This is a genomic window from Pradoshia sp. Z4_20, assembly GCF_058216035.1.
On sequence record NZ_JBZAJD010000014.1, the window covers coordinates 1 to 17,555 of the forward strand.

Consider the following 17,555-nt stretch of genomic DNA (forward strand, 5'->3'; position numbering starts at 1 on the left):
ACGCGAGTCCCTGTGAGAGTAGGACGTTGCCGGGCAATTTAAGAAACCAGTTCAGTTGATGAGCTGGTTTTTTTGTGCTTTTTTGGGGATTGAGGTTGAGTTATCAGCATGATTAGTAGGCTGGAAAGAAGACATAAGTTGAAAAAATGGGACAAAGATGAGTAAAATCTGAGGGAAAGCCAAGCTTTTTAAAATTGTTATATCTACCCATGACAATTCATATTAAGCACATTTCAGCTCAAATTCTGACATCACTTATATACGTCTTACCGTACATACTTTGATGTGTTTTTGCTGGAGAATAGGTGTGAGACGGCACAGTGTTAAACTGAAATTCCTATCCATAAAGAAGAAAACTTTTGCCAGTCCACGCTTACACCAGTCACATAAAATTCTGTAACAAAACTTCCGAAAAGAGTACTAAATGGGATACACTACTAGTAGAGTAAGTAACAGAAAGGACGAGGGTCGATTGGCTAAGCCAAAGAAACAAAAGTTTGAATTGCAGGAGAATGAAAGCATTGATGAATGCTTGGAGCGTATGAAAAAGGAAGGATACTTTCCCGTAAGACGTATGGAGAAACCAATTTTTAAGGAAGTGAAGAATGGCGATCAGATAGAATATATTCCGGTTGCACGCCAGATTATTTTTGAAGGCAAATCATTTGATTGAAAACCGAACGATATTGCATTAAATAACAGAAGTGTTCGGTTTTTAGTTGACATACAATTAGCCCTATTGGTAAGATAGGTACGAACAATAAGCATTAAAATAAATAATTCTCTCATATAATAGCGGGGATATGGCCTGCAAGTTTCTACCCAAAGACCGAATAAATTTTTGGACTATGAGAGAAAGCGGACCTCACCTTATATGTGAGGGCATAGTACTTGTCCTAAGTGCTCGGTTTGGCATAGCATATAAGCTGTGTGGACTGCTTTCTCTTTTTTGAAAGTGTGTTCATGCAGCTTTTTTATTTGGAGGCGAAAATGATGAATGACCTTAAGGTTGGAGTAATCATGGGAAGCATATCAGACTGGGAAACGATGAAGCATGTATGTACTATTCTGGATGATTTTAAGGTGGCTTATGAGAAAAAAGTAATTTCAGCTCATAGAACGCCTGATTTAATGTTTGAATATGCCCAAAGCGCGCGAAGTCGTGGACTAAAAGTGATTATAGCCGGTGCAGGCGGAGCAGCCCATTTACCTGGGATGGTAGCAGCCAAAACCACTTTGCCTGTAATTGGTGTGCCTGTGCAATCCCACGCTCTAAACGGTTTGGATTCTTTGCTGTCTATTGTTCAAATGCCGGGTGGTGTTCCTGTAGCAACGATGGCGATTGGCAAAGCCGGTGCAAAAAATGCAGGTCTTTTAGCAGTACAGATATTAGGGACCTTCGAGCAAGAATTGGCTGAAGAACTTGAACAATATAGATTAAAAATTCAAAGACAATCAATTGAAAGTTGTGATGAACTTGAGTAAGCAGGCACCAGTTATTTTACCTGGCCAGACGATTGGGATAATAGGTGGCGGTCAGTTGGGGCGAATGCTGGCATTGGCAGCCAGAAATTTAGGTTTTAAGATAGCTGTGCTTGATCCAACGCCCAACAGTCCTTGCGGCCAAATTGTGGATATGGAAATCACGGCCCCATTTAATGATGTAGAGGCTCTGCAGCGCTTGGCAAAGATAAGTGATGTACTCACATTTGAATTTGAAAATATTGATGCTGATGCGTTAGATCAACTAACGGGTAATCCATATATTCCGCAGGGTACGGATATATTAAGAATTACGCAGGATCGGGTTCTTGAAAAACAGGCGATTGAGAAATCAGGTGTCAAAGTTGTCCCGTTCGAGGTCATTGCAAGTTTTGAGGATCTTCGTCAAGCTATTTCTAAACTTGGCTATCCTTCTGTCTTGAAAACAGCGCGAGGTGGTTATGATGGAAAAGGACAGCTTGTTATACGGGATAAAGGAGATTTAGCCAAAGGCTCTGAATTGCTGAGCCATGGAGTTTGTGTTTTGGAGAGTTTTATACCGTTTCAAAAGGAAATTTCAGTGATAGTAACTCGAAAATTGGATGGTTCCATACGGGTGTTTCCTGTTGCAGAGAATATTCACGTCAATAATATTTTGCATCAATCGATTGTCCCGGCGAGAATCAATGAAAACACCCAAATCCATGCAATCGGATCGGCTGTACAATTGGCAGAATCATTACAGGTGGTTGGTACATTAGCCGTTGAAATGTTCCTGCTCGACCAGGATGATATTTTGGTGAATGAATTAGCGCCGAGACCTCATAATTCCGGACATTTTTCGATTGAGGCTTGTGAAACCTCTCAATTTGAGCAACATATAAGAGCGGTGTGTAATTGGCCGCTTGGTCATACTGAATTACATTCCAGTGCGGTAATGGTCAATGTTTTGGGTCAGCATTTAGAACCGGTTATAAAGGCTTTAGGGAATGAGCCTGATTGGAAAGTACATATTTATGGGAAGCGTGAAGCGAAGAAAGATAGAAAAATGGGGCATATTACAGTCTTAGGAGAGCATCCGATGGAAATATTAGAGATGCTTAATCAATCAAATATATGGACTGAACAAACAGGAGACAAAAAAGAAAAGGTGGATATGAAATAATGATTGAACGTTATACAAGACCGGAAATGGGAAAGATTTGGACAGAGGAGAATCGTTTTCAAGCATGGCTCGAAGTAGAAATTTTGGCTTGTGAAGCCTGGGCAGAGCTTGGTGCAATCCCTAAAGAGGATGTAAAAGTAATGAGAGAGCGTGCTTCCTTTGATGTGAATCGTATCAAAGAAATTGAAGAAGAAACCAGACATGATGTGGTTGCCTTTACGCGTGCCGTTTCAGAATCGCTGGGAGAAGAACGGAAATGGGTTCATTATGGTCTGACTTCTACAGATGTAGTCGATACGGCTTTATCTTATTTGCTGAAGCAGGCCAATGATATTTTAATCGCTGATGTGGAGCGGTTTATTACAATTTTGGCAGAAAAAGCGAAGGAGCATAAATATACGGTTATGATGGGACGTACTCATGGCGTCCATGCTGAACCAACGACATTTGGTTTGAAAATGGCATTATGGTATGAAGAAATGAAGCGGAATCTAAAAAGACTAAAAGAAGCTGCAGATACAGTAGAGTATGGTAAAATCTCCGGTGCTGTTGGAACATATGCGAACATTGATCCATTTGTAGAAAAGTTTGTGTGTGAAAATCTTGGGATCAAACCTTCTCCAATCTCTACCCAAACCCTACAGCGCGACCGACATGCACAATACATGTCTACATTAGCATTGATTGCGACTTCTATTGAAAAATTTGCAACTGAAATTCGTGGTTTGCAAAAGAGTGAGACACGTGAAGTAGAGGAATTTTTTGCGAAGGGGCAGAAGGGTTCTTCCGCTATGCCGCATAAACGCAATCCAATCGGTTCGGAGAATATGACTGGGTTGGCCCGTGTGATTCGCGGCCACATGATGACGGCCTATGAAAATGTTTCACTTTGGCATGAACGGGACATTTCACATTCTTCTGCTGAAAGAATTATCCTCCCGGATGCGACCATTTTATTGAACTATATGTTAAACCGCTTCGGTAATATCGTGAAAAACTTAACGGTGTTCCCTGATAATATGAAGCGTAATATGGACCGCACTTATGGTCTGATTTATTCACAGCGTGTATTGCTTGCTTTAATTGATAAAGGATTGTCTCGTGAAAAAGCGTATGATACCGTTCAGCCTAAGGCGATGGAGGCATGGGAAACACAGATTCAATTCCGTGAATTGCTAGAAGCGGATGAAACAATTACGGCCTACCTGTCTACTGAAGAATTGGATGATTGCTTCGATTACCATTATCATTTGAAAAATGTAGATTTCATTTTTGAACGTATGGGGCTGTAATTTTAACGAGGGGCACTACTTAATAAAGGTTGAGGGGTGCCCCTTTTACATTAATTCCATCCGTGTTTGGCTTATCAGGATTATTACCATATAGGAGGATATCCAATTGGCGAAGAATGAACTTCTTTACGAAGGCAAGGCAAAGCAAATTTATGCAACTGATAATCCGGAAATCGTCCTAATCCGATACAAGGACTCAGCAACTGCATTTAATGGGGAAAAGAAAGCAATGATTGAGGGGAAGGGACATCTGAATAACCAAATCACGAGCCTGCTATTCGAATGGCTTCACCTTAAGGGTATTGAATCGCATTTTATTAAAAAAATATCAGAAACAGAACAGCTCGTTAAACGAGTCACCATTATTCCTTTAGAAGTAGTAGTCCGCAATGTTGCTGCCGGCAGTTTTTCTAAAAGATTGGGTGTAGAGGAAGGAACACCTCTTAAAAGGCCGATTGTGGAATTTTATTATAAAGACGATAAGCTTGGTGATCCGCTATTAACAGAAGATCATATTAACGTCCTGGACCTTGCTACAGCTGGAGAAGTCGAAATATTAAAAAAACAGTCTATGCAAATCAATGAAATGTTGCGAAGCTTATTTGCTTCTATGGACATCAGATTAATAGATTTTAAGCTTGAGTTTGGCAAAGATGAGAAGGACCATGTCCTGCTTGCGGATGAAATTTCACCGGATACTTGCCGTCTTTGGGATTCGCATACAAATGAAAAGTTGGATAAGGATATATTCCGCCGGAATCTCGGCAGTTTAACAGATGCCTATAAAAAAATTCTTGCTAAGCTGGAGGACGTTCAACATGTATAAAGTAAAGGTTTATGTCACTCTTCGTGAAAGTGTATTGGATCCGCAGGGAACTGCTGTACAAAAGTCATTGAATGCCATGAATTTCCCGGAGGTTCGGGATGTGCGAATTGGCAAGTATATGGAGTTGGAACTCTCTGAATCTACTGCTGATGTTGATGAGGCGGTCCGCAATATGTGCGAAAAATTGTTAGTCAATACGGTCATTGAAGATTATCGATACAGCATAGAGGAGGTTATCGGACAGTGAAATTCGCCGTAATCGTCTTTCCGGGATCCAATTGTGATATTGATATGTATCATGCCGTTCGTGATGAGGTTGGAGAAGATGCGGAATATGTTTGGCATACGGAAACGAGTCTCGAAGGCTTTGATGCTATCCTGCTGCCTGGAGGGTTTTCGTATGGTGACTATTTACGGTGCGGTGCAATTGCCCAATTTTCACCCATTATGGAGGCTGTGAAAAGAGCGGCATTGGATGGTATTCCGATCCTCGGTGTGTGTAATGGATTCCAGGTATTACTGGAGGCGGGATTGCTGCCGGGAGCTATGCGGCGTAATGCTGATTTGAAGTTTATTTGCAGACCGCAAAAGTTGAATGTTGTGAACAACGAAACTCCTTTTACGAGCTCCTATACCAAAAATGAACAAATCACTATCCCGATTGCTCATGGCGAGGGAAATTACTATTGTGATGAGGAGACGCTGGAACAGTTAAAGACACAAAATCGAATTCTGTTTACGTATGATAGAAATCCAAATGGCAGTCATCAGGATATCGCGGGAATTATGAATAAGCAAGGCAATGTTCTTGGGATGATGCCCCATCCGGAAAGGGCTGTTTCCTCCTTACTTGGCAGTGCCGATGGAATCAAGTTATTCAAATCGATTGTTCAATACTGGAGGGAAACAAATGTCGTTAATGCTTGAGCCAAGTCCAACCATGATTAAAGAAGAACGAATTTATGCCACAATGGGATTGACGGATGATGAGTTTGCCAAGATAGAAAAAATTCTTGGGCACTTGCCAAACTATACAGAAACTGGTTTGTTTTCAGTTATGTGGTCTGAGCATTGCAGCTATAAAAACTCAAAGCCTGTATTAAGGAAGTTCCCAACAACAGGTAAACGTGTACTGCAAGGGCCCGGAGAAGGTGCGGGTATTGTGGATATTGGTGACGGGCAAGCGGTTGTTTTTAAAATTGAAAGCCATAACCATCCCTCCGCAATCGAACCATATCAAGGTGCAGCCACAGGCGTGGGTGGAATCATCCGCGATGTCTTTTCCATGGGGGCTAGACCGATTGCCATGCTGAACTCCTTGCGTTTTGGAGAATTAACAACTCCACGGATGAAGTATTTGTTTGAGGAAATTGTAGCTGGGATTGCCGGATATGGAAACTGTATCGGAATACCAACTGTTGGTGGTGAGATTCAGTTTGATCCTTCCTATGAGGGGAATCCTCTTGTAAATGCGATGTGTGTCGGCTTAATCAATCATGAGGATATTAAGAAGGGTCAGGCGCATGGAGTTGGAAATACAGTTATGTATGTCGGGGCAAAAACAGGTCGTGATGGCATTCATGGAGCAACCTTCGCCTCGGAGGAATTAACAGATGATTCTGATTCCAAACGGCCAGCCGTACAAGTAGGGGACCCATTCATGGAAAAGCTTTTACTTGAAGCATGCCTGGAGCTTGTAAAATCGGATGCACTTGTAGGAATACAGGATATGGGCGCAGCTGGATTAATCAGTTCCTCTGCTGAAATGGCCTCCAAAGCGGGATCCGGAATTGAAATGAATTTAGATAGGATTCCTCAGCGAGAAACAGGAATGACACCTTATGAAATGATGTTATCTGAATCACAGGAGAGAATGCTGATTGTAACCAAAAAAGGACGGGAGCAAGAAATCGAAGAGCTGTTTGGAAAGTATGGCCTTGAAGCGGTCGATGTGGGCACTGTAACGGAAGATAAAATGATTCGCTTAACATATAGAGGCGAAGTGGTGGCAAATGTACCAGCAGATGCACTAGCTGAGGAGGCGCCAGTTTACTATAAACCGTCCAAAGAGCCTAATTATTTTCAAGAGTTTCAAGCGATGGAAGATGAAGTACCTGTCATCAACAACTATACAGAAACTCTGCTATCGTTATTGGCACAACCGACTATAGCGAGTAAGGAATGGGTTTATGACCAGTATGATTATATGGTACGCACGAATACGGTTGTAGGGCCAGGTTCTGATGCAGCCGTCGTTCGTATTCGCGGCACGGAAAAAGCGTTGGCGATGACAACAGACTGCAATTCCCGCTATCTCTATTTAGACCCGGAAACAGGCGGTCAAATTGCGGTGGCTGAAGCAGCACGTAATATTATTTGTTCAGGCGGTGAACCGTTGGCGATTACAGACTGTTTGAACTTCGGGAATCCGGAGAAGCCTGAAATTTTCTGGCAGCTCGAAAAAGCGGCAGATGGATTAAGTGGAGCATGTCGTGTACTAGGGACACCGGTGATTGGTGGGAATGTTTCCTTGTATAACGAAACAAATGGAGAAGCGATCTACCCGACACCGGTCGTTGGCATGGTTGGACTTGTTCATAATCTCAAGCATATCACCACTCAATCCTTCAAAGAAAAGGGAGATTTAATCTACTTAATAGGAGAAACATATGCTGAATTCGGCGGTAGTGAGCTGCAAAAATTCATGAATGATGGACGGATTTTTGGTAAAGCGCCCCATCTGAATCTTCAGGTTGAAAAAGACCGGCAGGAAAAGCTGTTGAAAGCGATTCAGGCGGGTGTAATAAAGTCAGCTCATGACCTGGCAGAAGGAGGATTATCCATAGCACTTGCAGAAGGATTGTTTGGCGCAGAAAACCTTGGTTTTGAAGTGAATTTAGAGGGGGATTTGGCCACCCGGTTGTTTGCAGAATCACAATCCCGTTTCCTTGTGACTGTATCGCCTGAACAAGTCGGACCTTTCAAAGAAATTATTCCGGAAGCGGTTCAAATAGGTATTGTAACAGATACAGAAAAATACGTTATTCATGCCGGCCAGGAAGAGACAGTTATTGATATTGAAGCAAAACAACTACTGATAGCCTGGAAGGGAGCCATACCATGCTTGCTGAAATCCGTGGACTAAATGAAGAATGTGGATTGTTTGGAATCTGGGGACATACTGAAGCATCTCAACTAACCTATTATGGTTTACACAGTCTGCAGCACCGTGGACAGGAAGGAGCGGGAATGGTCGTTACAGATGGCCAAGTATTGAAATCGCATAAAGCAGAAGGACTTGTGAATGAAGTTTTCAATCAAAAGATCATTGAGGATATGAAGGGACGGAGCGCAATCGGCCATGTTCGCTATGCGACAGCAGGAGGAGGCGGAGTGGCAAATGTTCAGCCATTTTTGTTTAATTCTCAGACTGTCGGTAGTTTTGCTCTCGCTCATAATGGAAATTTGGTAAACGCAACCCAATTAAAAAATCAGCTTGAAATAGATGGGAGCATTTTTCATACAACCTCGGATACAGAGGTCCTGGCCCACTTAATTAGGCGCTCTGGTTCAGCTTGTTTTAAGAAGCGAATAAAGCAGGCTTTATCGTTCGTCCAAGGGGCCTATGCATTTCTGGTCATGACAGAAACAGAAATGATGATTGCTGTGGACCCACATGGATTGCGTCCTGTCTCCATCGGACGAATCGGTGAAGGATATGTAGCTGCATCTGAGACATGTGCCTTCGATTTAATAGGTGCTGATTATATTCGGGATGTTCGGCCCGGAGAGCTGGTGACGATTAATGATGACGGCATCCAATCAGAGTATTTTGCTGAATCACAGGGCAAAGCCATGTGCAGTATGGAGTATATTTATTTTTCAAGACCCGATAGCAATATAGATGGTATTAACGTTCATACGGCCAGGAAGAACCTGGGGAAACAACTGGCTATTGAAGCGCAAATTGAAGCGGATGTTGTCACAGGTGTACCGGATTCAAGTATATCGGCAGCTATCGGTTATGCCGAAGTAAGCGGGATTCCATATGAGATGGGGTTAATTAAAAATCGATATGTGGGACGGACCTTTATACAGCCATCCCAATCTCTACGTGAGCAAGGGGTGAAAATGAAGCTGGCCCCAGTGCGCGGTGTGGTCGAGGGCAAAAGGGTCATCATGGTGGATGATTCGATTGTAAGGGGAACGACCAGCAGGAGGATTGTGACGATGCTTAAAGAAGCCGGCGCAAAAGAGGTACATGTGTGCATTAGCTCTCCTCCAATCAAAAATCCCTGTTTTTATGGAATTGATACATCGTCCAAAGAAGAGCTGATTGCCGGGTTTAACTCGGTTGAGGAAATCAGGGAGATGATCGGAGCAGATTCTCTGACCTTTTTAAGTGTGGAGGGGACGGTTGAGGCAATTGGCAGGCCTTTTGGTGGCGAGTATCGAGGTCAATGCATGGCATGCTTTACGGGGAACTATCCAACTGAAATTTATGCCACCGATGATCAGGCATATGAAAAAATAAAGTAACGGCAATAGATTATTGACAGGAAGTATGAAAGGATGGTCACTTTGGCGAACGCATATAAACGTGCAGGAGTGGATATTGAAGCAGGCTATGAATCCGTCTCACGTATGAAAAAGCATGTAAGCCGTACACAAAGACCAGAGGTACTCGGTGCTTTGGGCGGGTTCGGAGGTATGTTTGATTTGTCGGCATTGTCCCTTAAGGAGCCTGTACTCGTTTCGGGAACAGATGGAGTCGGGACTAAATTGTTGCTCGCTATGATGATGGATAAGCACGATACAATTGGTGTTGACTGCGTTGCCATGTGTGTAAATGATATTATTGCCCAAGGTGCAGAACCATTATATTTTCTTGACTATATTGCTTGCGGAAAAGCAGAACCGATAAAAATTGAGGCAATCGTAAAAGGAATAGCGGATGGATGTGAGCAGGCAGGCTGTGCCTTAATTGGCGGTGAAACGGCTGAAATGCCTGGAATGTATTCTGTAGATGAATATGATCTGGCTGGTTTTACGGTTGGTGCGGCAGAAAAAAGGAAGCTGATTGATGGAAGCCTTGTACGAGATGGCGATGTATTAATTGGGCTGCCTTCAAGTGGGATTCATAGCAATGGGTTTTCGCTAGTGAGAAAGGTATTACTTGATGAATCGTCAATGAAATTGGATCAATTTATCAAAGAGTTGGATTGTATGCTTGGAGAAGAATTACTGCGTCCAACTAAGATTTATGTAAAACCCATCCTTGAAGTTTTGAAGTCCGGCTCAGTTCATGGAATCGCCCACATTACCGGAGGAGGATTTATCGAAAATATACCGCGCATGCTTCCGGATGGATTTGGGGCGGAAATTAAAAAAGGAACATGGGAAATTAATCCGATTTTCAACCTTATAAAGGATAAAGGATCACTTGAAGAGGATGACATGTATTCGATTTTTAATATGGGGATTGGCATGGTTCTAGCTGTACAGGCTGAAAAAGCGAGTGAGCTAATTGGTACCCTGAATCAATTGGGGGAAGACGCAAAAAGAATCGGTCGGGTGATTCAAAAAGAAGGCGTGCATTTCCGTTGATTTACAAAAAGGCAAAGACAATTTAGTAGCTTATTAAGTTGAAATCATATAAGACTAAGGGAGAAGCTATGAAAAAAATTGCTATATTTGCATCAGGTAATGGCAGTAACTTTCAAGCGATAGCAGAAGCGGTGGAAAAAGGAAAATTGTATGCCTCGATAGAATTGCTGATTTGTGATCATCCAGGTGCTTACTGTATAGATAGGGCGGAAAAGTTAAATATTCCGGTATTATCCTTTTCTCCAAAGGATTTTCCTTTGAAAGAGGATTATGAACAGCAAATTTTACAGGAGTTGCAGGCGAAAGAAGTCGAGATGATTATTTTGGCAGGCTATATGCGATTAATTGGCTCAGTGCTGTTAAGGGCCTATCCTAATCACATTATTAATATTCATCCTTCTTTATTGCCAGCCTTTCCAGGAAAAAATGCCGTTTTGCAGGCGATAGAAGCAGGCGTCGAAGTGACGGGGGTTACGGTTCATTATGTAGATGAAGGCATGGATACGGGACCGATTATTGCACAGAGAGCCGTCTCGATACATAAAGGGGAGAGCGTGGAGGAGATCCACAGGAAAATTCAGCAGGTAGAGCATAACCTATATCCACGCATTATAGAGCAGTTAAGCAACGAACAGGAGGAGAAAGTATGAAAAAGCGGGCATTGATCAGTGTATCAAACAAAGAGGGGATTGTAGAATTCGCCAAAGGAGTTACGGAGCTGGGCTTTGAGATTATTTCCACAGGTGGAACCAAAAAAACATTGTCGGATCATGGTATTCCAGTTATCAGCGTCAGTGACGTGACAGGTTTTCCGGAAATAATGGATGGGCGCGTAAAAACTTTACATCCCTATATTCATGGGGGTCTCCTTGGAAAACAAAACGATGAATCCCATATGGCTCAGCTTGAAGAACAAGGGATTGCTCCTATTCAGCTGGTTTGTGTGAACCTTTATCCATTCCAAGAAACGATTGCTAAACCAGGCGTGACAGTTGAAGAGGCAATCGAGAATATTGATATTGGCGGTCCTGCAATGCTGAGGGCCTCTGCTAAAAACCATGAGTCTGTAGCAGTTGTGGTGGATCCTGCTGACTATGGAAAAGTACTTAATGGTTTCCGTAATGGAGAACTTTCCTTATTGGATAGAAGAAAGCTGGCGGCAAAGGTTTTTCGCCATACAGCGGCTTATGATGCCCTGATTGCTGAATACATGACAAATTTGGCAGAAGAGGATCAGCCTGAAAACTATACTGTTACATACACGTTAAAGCAACCACTTCGCTACGGTGAAAACCCTCATCAAAAAGCTGCGTTTTATGCAAAACCACTTGGCTCTACTTTTTCAATTGCAGCAGCCAGGCAGCTGCATGGTAAGGAATTATCCTATAACAATATCAATGATGCAGATGCTGCCCTGCAAATCGTGAAGGAATTTGAACAGCCGGCTGCTGTTGCTGTGAAGCATATGAATCCTTGCGGCGCAGGAACTGGAGACACTATTTATGAAGCATTCCAAAAGGCATATGAAGCGGATCCTACATCTATCTTTGGCGGTATTGTTGCGTTAAATCGGGAAGTAGATGCTGAAACGGCGAAACTGCTTCATGAAATTTTCTTGGAAATTGTGATTGCCCCATCATTTACTGACGAGGCATTAGAGGTCTTAACATCTAAGAAAAATATTCGCTTACTTACTATTCAATTTGAGGGAAGAGAGAAAAGGGAGAAAAAACTATCTTCCATTACAGGCGGTTTACTTGTCCAAGAGTCAGATGAGGCAACTATACAGGATGCAGAGCTTCAGGTTGTTACAAAAAGAGAACCTACTGAAGCTGAATGGAAAGCTCTTCAATTTGGATGGAAACTCGTAAAGCATGTTAAATCAAATGCAATCATCGTAACAGATGAGCAAATGACACTGGGAGTAGGTGCTGGTCAAATGAATCGTATCGGCGCTGCGAAGATTGCCTTAGAACAGGCTGGTGAAAAAGCGAGAGGCGCCATTATCGCATCAGATGCATTCTTTCCAATGGATGACACAGTGGAAGCCGCGGCCAGAGCCGGGATTACCGCTATCATTCAGCCAGGCGGATCAAAGCGAGATGAGGACTCTATAAAAAAAGCAGATGAGTATGGTATTGCGATGGTTACTACCGGAGTACGGCATTTCAAACATTAAGAGGGAGAGACACGAGATGATGAAAGTACTTGTTATAGGGCGTGGAGGTCGCGAACATGCATTGGCCAGAAAATTTGCTGAGAGCAAGCGCGTTACAAAAGTATTTGTAGCACCAGGCAATCCCGGAATGGCAGATGTTGCTGAGATTGTGGATATCCAGGAGATAGATCATACCAGATTAGTTGATTTTGCGAAAGAAAATGAAATAGAACTAACATTTATAGGTCCGGAAACTCCTTTAGTGAACGGAATTGTAGATGAATTTCTGGACCATGACCTAATCGTATTCGGACCCACCAAAGCTGCCGCCATAATAGAAGGAAGTAAGTCTTTTACGAAGGATTTACTGAAAAAATATGATATTCCTACAGCAGAATATGAAACATTTACGGATTATGAAAAGGCAGTCCAATATGTAAAGAAAAAGGGTGCACCAATTGTTATTAAGGCGGATGGTCTTGCAGCAGGCAAGGGTGTAGTCGTCGCAATGACGGAAGGGGATGCGCTCAGTGCCTTGAAAGAAATGCTGCTCAATCAAAGGTTTGGAGAGTCTTCTAAAAAAGTTGTGATTGAGGAATTTTTGATTGGGGAGGAGTTCTCCTTTATGGCTTTTGTAAATGGGGAAAAGGTCTATCCGATGGAAATTGCTCAGGATCATAAACGTGCTTTTGATGGTGATAAAGGTCCGAACACAGGTGGAATGGGAGCTTACTCTCCTGTTCCGCACATCAGTCAAGACATGGTTAGCCAGGCGTTAGCGAAAATTCTGATACCGACAGCAAAGGCAATGGTGAAAGAGGGTAAATCATTCACCGGGGTCCTTTATGCCGGATTAATCGCTACTGCTGAGGGTCCAAAGGTGATTGAGTTTAATGCCCGATTTGGTGACCCGGAAACACAGGTCATCCTACCAAGGTTAAAGTCAGATTTTATGGATGTGGTTGAAAACGTTCTGAATTCTGTCGATATGGATTTGGAATGGTCTGAAGAAAGCGCCCTTGGAGTCGTCATGGCAGCTAATGGCTACCCAGGTGAGTATGAAAATGGCAGTATTATAAAAGGCTTAAAGTATGTTGATATCGATACACATATTTATCACGCAGGGACAAATAAAAATGAACTGGGTGAGTTTTTGACAAATGGAGGAAGAGTCCTCTTACTAACTGCACTCGGTAAAACACTGGAGATTGCCCAGAAAAAGGCTTATCGGGAGCTAGAGGGAATTCAATGTAATGGTCTCTATTATCGCCATGATATTGGAGAGCGTGCTATTGAAAAATATAACGGTTAGAGGCTGTTTATTAGCTAGTTAGTAATGCAAGGAACATTAAATTGGCTACTGGTCGACCTGAAGAGGTCGGCCTTTTTCATATGCCAAAAAGGTATGCAGAGGAGCATGGTTAACGTTGGCAAAAAGTGATCCAATCACTTTATGTTTAGTAATAAGATAAATTTTAAATCGCTTCAAACAAACTTCAACAAATCAGAAGGGAATTCGCGTAAAATCTATTAATATCGCTCAATCACAGTATAATTCGCTCTATTCTATGAAATTCGCTCATAAATCCTCTAAAATCGCTCAATAATCTTTGTTTTCGCTCATTTATTTTTAAAATCGCTCAATAGTTTAATAAATTCGCTCATATACCTTTAAAAAACAATAATATTCTTAAATATTAGACTAGAAAAATCATTAACTTGTTTTTTGCGACAAAAATTACTAAAAAGATATCATTTTTTAAAGAGAAATGATGTTTTTTGAAGAAGTATAGGATACTTCCTATCCATATACATTTTTGTATCCCTGCATCTTGAGAGCGATAAAATAAATAATGCGGCTTTACAGGTTTAGTTTAAAGGGGCAAGGGAAGAGTCTATTTGGGGGTTGTCTAATCTTTTTCCTTTATTAAAGGGAACTTTTTAATGTGATTATACGTAAAAGTCATATATCCAAAAATACTTATAGTTATTTAATAATGCTGAAATGTAAAGAATTACAAATTAATTTCATTCTTTAATGCTCTAAATAATAAAAATATGTTAGTATATTGAAAAGGCTTACATTTTAATTTTAAAAATGGAAGGGCGATGCTTCCGTTTTTTTAAATATAAGAAATGATGTTTTGCGAAGGGGGTATTTTTATGCTTGGACAACGATATAGATGGAAAAATAAACAACTGCGCGAGCATGTTCATGTGATAGATGGTAAAGTAGCGCCAACTCTTGTTTTAACGAATGCCGTGTATTTGAATCAGGTGTTTAAAAAGTGGATGAAGGCGAATATATGGATCTATGAAGATCGTATTGTATATGTCGGGGATAACATGCCTGTTATACAGGACGGGTATGAGATTGTAGACTGTACGGATCAATACCTGGTACCAGGTTATATTGAACCGCATGCCCATCCATATCAATTATATAATCCGGCTACTCTTGGCATGCATGCTGCTCAATATGGAACAACCACCTTAATCAATGATAACATGCTTTTGTTTACTCTTTTGGACAATAGACAAGCGTTTGCACTGCTGAAGGAATTACGTCATCTTCCAATCAGCATGTATTGGTGGGCCAGATTGGATTCTCAAACTGAGCTGAGAAATGAAGAGATGGTATTCTCGCATTCTAATGTAAAGAGCTGGCTTGAGCACGATGGAGTCCTGCAGGCTGGAGAGCTAACAGGATGGCCGCGTCTTCTTGATGGAGATGACATGATGCTTCACTGGATACAGGAAGCAAAAAGAATGAGAAAGAAAATTGAAGGACATTTCCCGGGCGCTTCTGAAAAAACATTATCTAAATTAATGCTGCTTGGTGCGGATTGTGATCATGAGGCTATGACAGGAGAAGAAGTCATTCGCAGACTGATGCAGGGATATGATGTGTCCTTGAGGCATTCGTCCATTCGTCCGGATTTACCCCGTATTTTGGATGATTTAAAAGAATACGAATTGAACTCCTATGATCGATTATTTTTTAATACAGATGGTTCAACACCTGGATTTTATAAAGATGGATTTACGGATCAATTAATCTCGATAGCAATTGAAAAAGGTGTGCCTATTATTGATGCGTATAATATGGCTTCCTTAAATATAGCCCGCTATTATAATATCGATTATTTACACGGAAATATTGCGACAGGACGAGTAGCCAATATTAACTTCCTGTCTGCCAAGGATCAGCCTACTCCTCACTCTGTTTTATCAAAAGGGCAGTGGGTGAAAAGGGATGGAAGACAGGTTGAAACGAATCGAACATCGATCGCCTGGAAAGACTTTGGCCTTAGCCCTCTGGAGCTTGATTGGGAGCTTACAGATTACGACTTCCAATACTCAATGCCATTTGGCATCAATATGGAAAATAGCGTCATCACTAAGCCATATTCGATTCATATTGATATTTCAAGAGAAGTTTTGGATGAAGACCATGATGAGAGCTTTTTTACGTACCTAACAAGAGATGGTAAATTCAGAATCAATACGATATTAAAGGGGTTTGCCAACCGTTTGTATGGATTTGCTTCATCCTTTTCTAACTCTGGGGATATATTGTTGATTGGAAAAAGTAAGAAAGATATGAGACTGGCTTTTAACCGAATGAAAGAAATCGGTGGGGGAATTGTGATTGCAGAGAAAGGTGAAATATTGTTCGAAATGCCTCTGGAGCTGCAAGGAATGATGTCTAATCAAGAACTTCCGATTTTAATAGAAGAAGAAACTAGATTGCGAGAAATATTGACTGAAAAGGGATACCCATTCGAGGATCCGATTTATTCTTTACTGTTCTTTTCCTCTACTCATTTACCTTATATAAGGGTAACACAGGCAGGATTATATGACGTTATGAATAAATCTGTACTCTTTCCGACTATAATGCGTTAAAATAATAAAGAATAGAGAAAAATAAAAGGTAGATCATGGTGGGTTAATTTCACTTTAAGGGGTGTAGGGCATGTTGAGGAAAGCTGGGTTCATGGTGGCTTTAGTTTTTGTCCTTCTGGCAGGGTGTTCAGGGAATAAGGAAGAAACCATTATTGATAAACCTCAAACTGATAAAGAAGAGGTAGCTGCTAAGCCGGTGAATACGTATCCGTTAACGGGTGTGGGAACGGACGAAGAGGTCAACCACAGGGCTGTATCGGTTATGGTCAATAATCATCCCAAAGCAAGACCACAGTCTGGCCTATCTAAAGCAGATGTCGTATATGAGGTTTTAGCTGAAAGTAATATAACTAGGTTTTTGGCTATCTACCAAAGCGAATTTCCCGAAAACATTGGGCCAATTAGAAGTGCGAGAGATTATTATATAGAGCTTGCCAAAGGATATGAAAGCCTGTATATTTTTCATGGCTGGAGTCCTGATGCGAAAAAGCTGATTCAATCTGATTATATAGACCACTTGAACGGACTTAACCATGACGGGACACTCTTCAAACGATCTTCTGATCGAAAAGCGCCGCATAATTCCTATATCACCTATGAAAATATCTTAGAGGGTGCACAAAAAGAAGGTTATTCAATGGAAGAGAATACCCCGCCGTATAGCTTTTTTTCCGACGATGAAACAGGATTAATTTCCGGTGATGACTATAAAGTTGCTGCTCTATCTTATGGATCTCTAGATTATGATGTGACCTATAAGTATGATTCGGCGAGTGAAAAGTATACACGCCATACAGCGGGAGTACGCACGGAAGATCAAGATACGAAAGATCCCGTTCTACTGGATAATATCCTTATTGTGGAAGCTATTCATAAGGTGATTGATGATAAAGGCCGCAGGAGTATTGATTTAACTGCGGGCGGAGATGCATACTTACTGCAAAAAGGTAAACGCCTGGAGATTCAATGGGTAAGTAAAGATGGTCGAATTGTACCTGTATCCGGTGAAACGGAAGTAAAATTGGTGCAGGGAAAAACATGGATTAATATTATTCCGGATCAACCGGGCTTAAATAATAGTGTCAAACTCTCAAATGATTAGGAGGAACCTGGATA

At 41.6% G+C, this 17,555-nt stretch carries 15 protein-coding genes and 1 riboswitch; all 15 genes read left to right on the top strand.

Features of this window, described 5'->3' with window-relative positions; all coding sequences use genetic code 11:
• Positions 1-472 precede the first annotated feature (472 nt).
• The 15 genes from AC4BHP_RS18015 (at position 473) to AC4BHP_RS18085 (ending at position 17,541) form a co-directional block, all read left to right on the top strand.
• Positions 473-673: an NETI motif-containing protein gene (locus tag AC4BHP_RS18015; protein WP_490553627.1), complete on the top strand. Its 201-nt coding sequence runs from the start codon at positions 473-475 to the stop codon at positions 671-673.
• Between the two features lie 92 nt (positions 674-765).
• Positions 766-869, top strand: a riboswitch (purine riboswitch).
• 124 nt (positions 870-993) lie between these two features.
• Positions 994-1,485: a 5-(carboxyamino)imidazole ribonucleotide mutase gene (purE, locus tag AC4BHP_RS18020; RefSeq protein WP_490553628.1), complete on the top strand. Its 492-nt coding sequence runs from the start codon at positions 994-996 to the stop codon at positions 1,483-1,485.
• Positions 1,472-2,647 (top strand): 5-(carboxyamino)imidazole ribonucleotide synthase, encoded by a 1,176-nt coding sequence (purK, locus tag AC4BHP_RS18025; RefSeq protein ID WP_490553630.1) that lies wholly within the window; start codon positions 1,472-1,474, stop codon positions 2,645-2,647. The genes purE and purK overlap by 14 nt, the downstream gene beginning before the upstream one ends.
• Entirely contained in the window at positions 2,647-3,939 is a 1,293-nt protein-coding gene (gene purB, locus AC4BHP_RS18030; RefSeq protein ID WP_066108525.1) for an adenylosuccinate lyase, read from the top strand. Before purK ends, purB begins: the two co-directional genes overlap by 1 nt.
• 100 nt (positions 3,940-4,039) lie before the next feature.
• Positions 4,040-4,765 carry a phosphoribosylaminoimidazolesuccinocarboxamide synthase gene (gene purC, locus AC4BHP_RS18035; protein ID WP_306821563.1) on the top strand — a complete coding sequence of 242 codons (726 nt, stop codon included), beginning with the start codon at positions 4,040-4,042 and terminating at the stop codon, positions 4,763-4,765.
• Positions 4,758-5,012: a phosphoribosylformylglycinamidine synthase subunit PurS gene (purS, locus tag AC4BHP_RS18040; RefSeq protein ID WP_066108519.1), complete on the top strand. Its 255-nt coding sequence runs from the start codon at positions 4,758-4,760 to the stop codon at positions 5,010-5,012. The genes purC and purS overlap by 8 nt, the downstream gene beginning before the upstream one ends.
• Positions 5,009-5,692 carry a phosphoribosylformylglycinamidine synthase subunit PurQ gene (purQ, locus tag AC4BHP_RS18045; protein WP_066108516.1) on the top strand — a complete coding sequence of 228 codons (684 nt, stop codon included), beginning with the start codon at positions 5,009-5,011 and terminating at the stop codon, positions 5,690-5,692. The genes purS and purQ overlap by 4 nt, the downstream gene beginning before the upstream one ends.
• A complete protein-coding gene (purL, locus tag AC4BHP_RS18050) occupies positions 5,676-7,910 on the top strand; it encodes a phosphoribosylformylglycinamidine synthase subunit PurL (RefSeq protein ID WP_140462127.1) in 2,235 nt (744 codons plus the stop codon). Before purQ ends, purL begins: the two co-directional genes overlap by 17 nt.
• Positions 7,886-9,304: an amidophosphoribosyltransferase gene (gene purF / locus AC4BHP_RS18055; protein WP_490553633.1), complete on the top strand. Its 1,419-nt coding sequence runs from the start codon at positions 7,886-7,888 to the stop codon at positions 9,302-9,304. The genes purL and purF overlap by 25 nt, the downstream gene beginning before the upstream one ends.
• Before the next feature lie 42 nt (positions 9,305-9,346).
• On the top strand, positions 9,347-10,372 hold the full coding sequence (gene purM / locus AC4BHP_RS18060; protein WP_148631358.1) for a phosphoribosylformylglycinamidine cyclo-ligase: 1,026 nt from the start codon (positions 9,347-9,349) through the stop codon (positions 10,370-10,372).
• Positions 10,373-10,440: 68 nt separating this feature from the next.
• A complete protein-coding gene (gene purN, locus AC4BHP_RS18065; protein ID WP_066108508.1) occupies positions 10,441-11,022 on the top strand; it encodes a phosphoribosylglycinamide formyltransferase in 582 nt (193 codons plus the stop codon).
• Positions 11,019-12,551, top strand: coding sequence for a bifunctional phosphoribosylaminoimidazolecarboxamide formyltransferase/IMP cyclohydrolase (purH, locus tag AC4BHP_RS18070; RefSeq protein WP_066108505.1), 1,533 nt, complete (start codon positions 11,019-11,021; stop codon positions 12,549-12,551). The genes purN and purH overlap by 4 nt, the downstream gene beginning before the upstream one ends.
• A gap of 19 nt (positions 12,552-12,570) precedes the next feature.
• Complete coding sequence (gene purD / locus AC4BHP_RS18075) at positions 12,571-13,842, top strand: phosphoribosylamine--glycine ligase (protein WP_139892772.1); 1,272 nt, start codon at positions 12,571-12,573, stop codon at positions 13,840-13,842.
• Between the two features lie 851 nt (positions 13,843-14,693).
• Positions 14,694-16,439, top strand: a complete 1,746-nt coding sequence (locus tag AC4BHP_RS18080) for an adenine deaminase C-terminal domain-containing protein (protein WP_066108501.1) — start codon at positions 14,694-14,696, stop codon at positions 16,437-16,439.
• A gap of 70 nt (positions 16,440-16,509) precedes the next feature.
• A complete protein-coding gene (locus AC4BHP_RS18085; RefSeq protein ID WP_148631360.1) occupies positions 16,510-17,541 on the top strand; it encodes a DUF3048 domain-containing protein in 1,032 nt (343 codons plus the stop codon).
• The last annotated feature ends 14 nt before the right edge of the window (positions 17,542-17,555 follow it).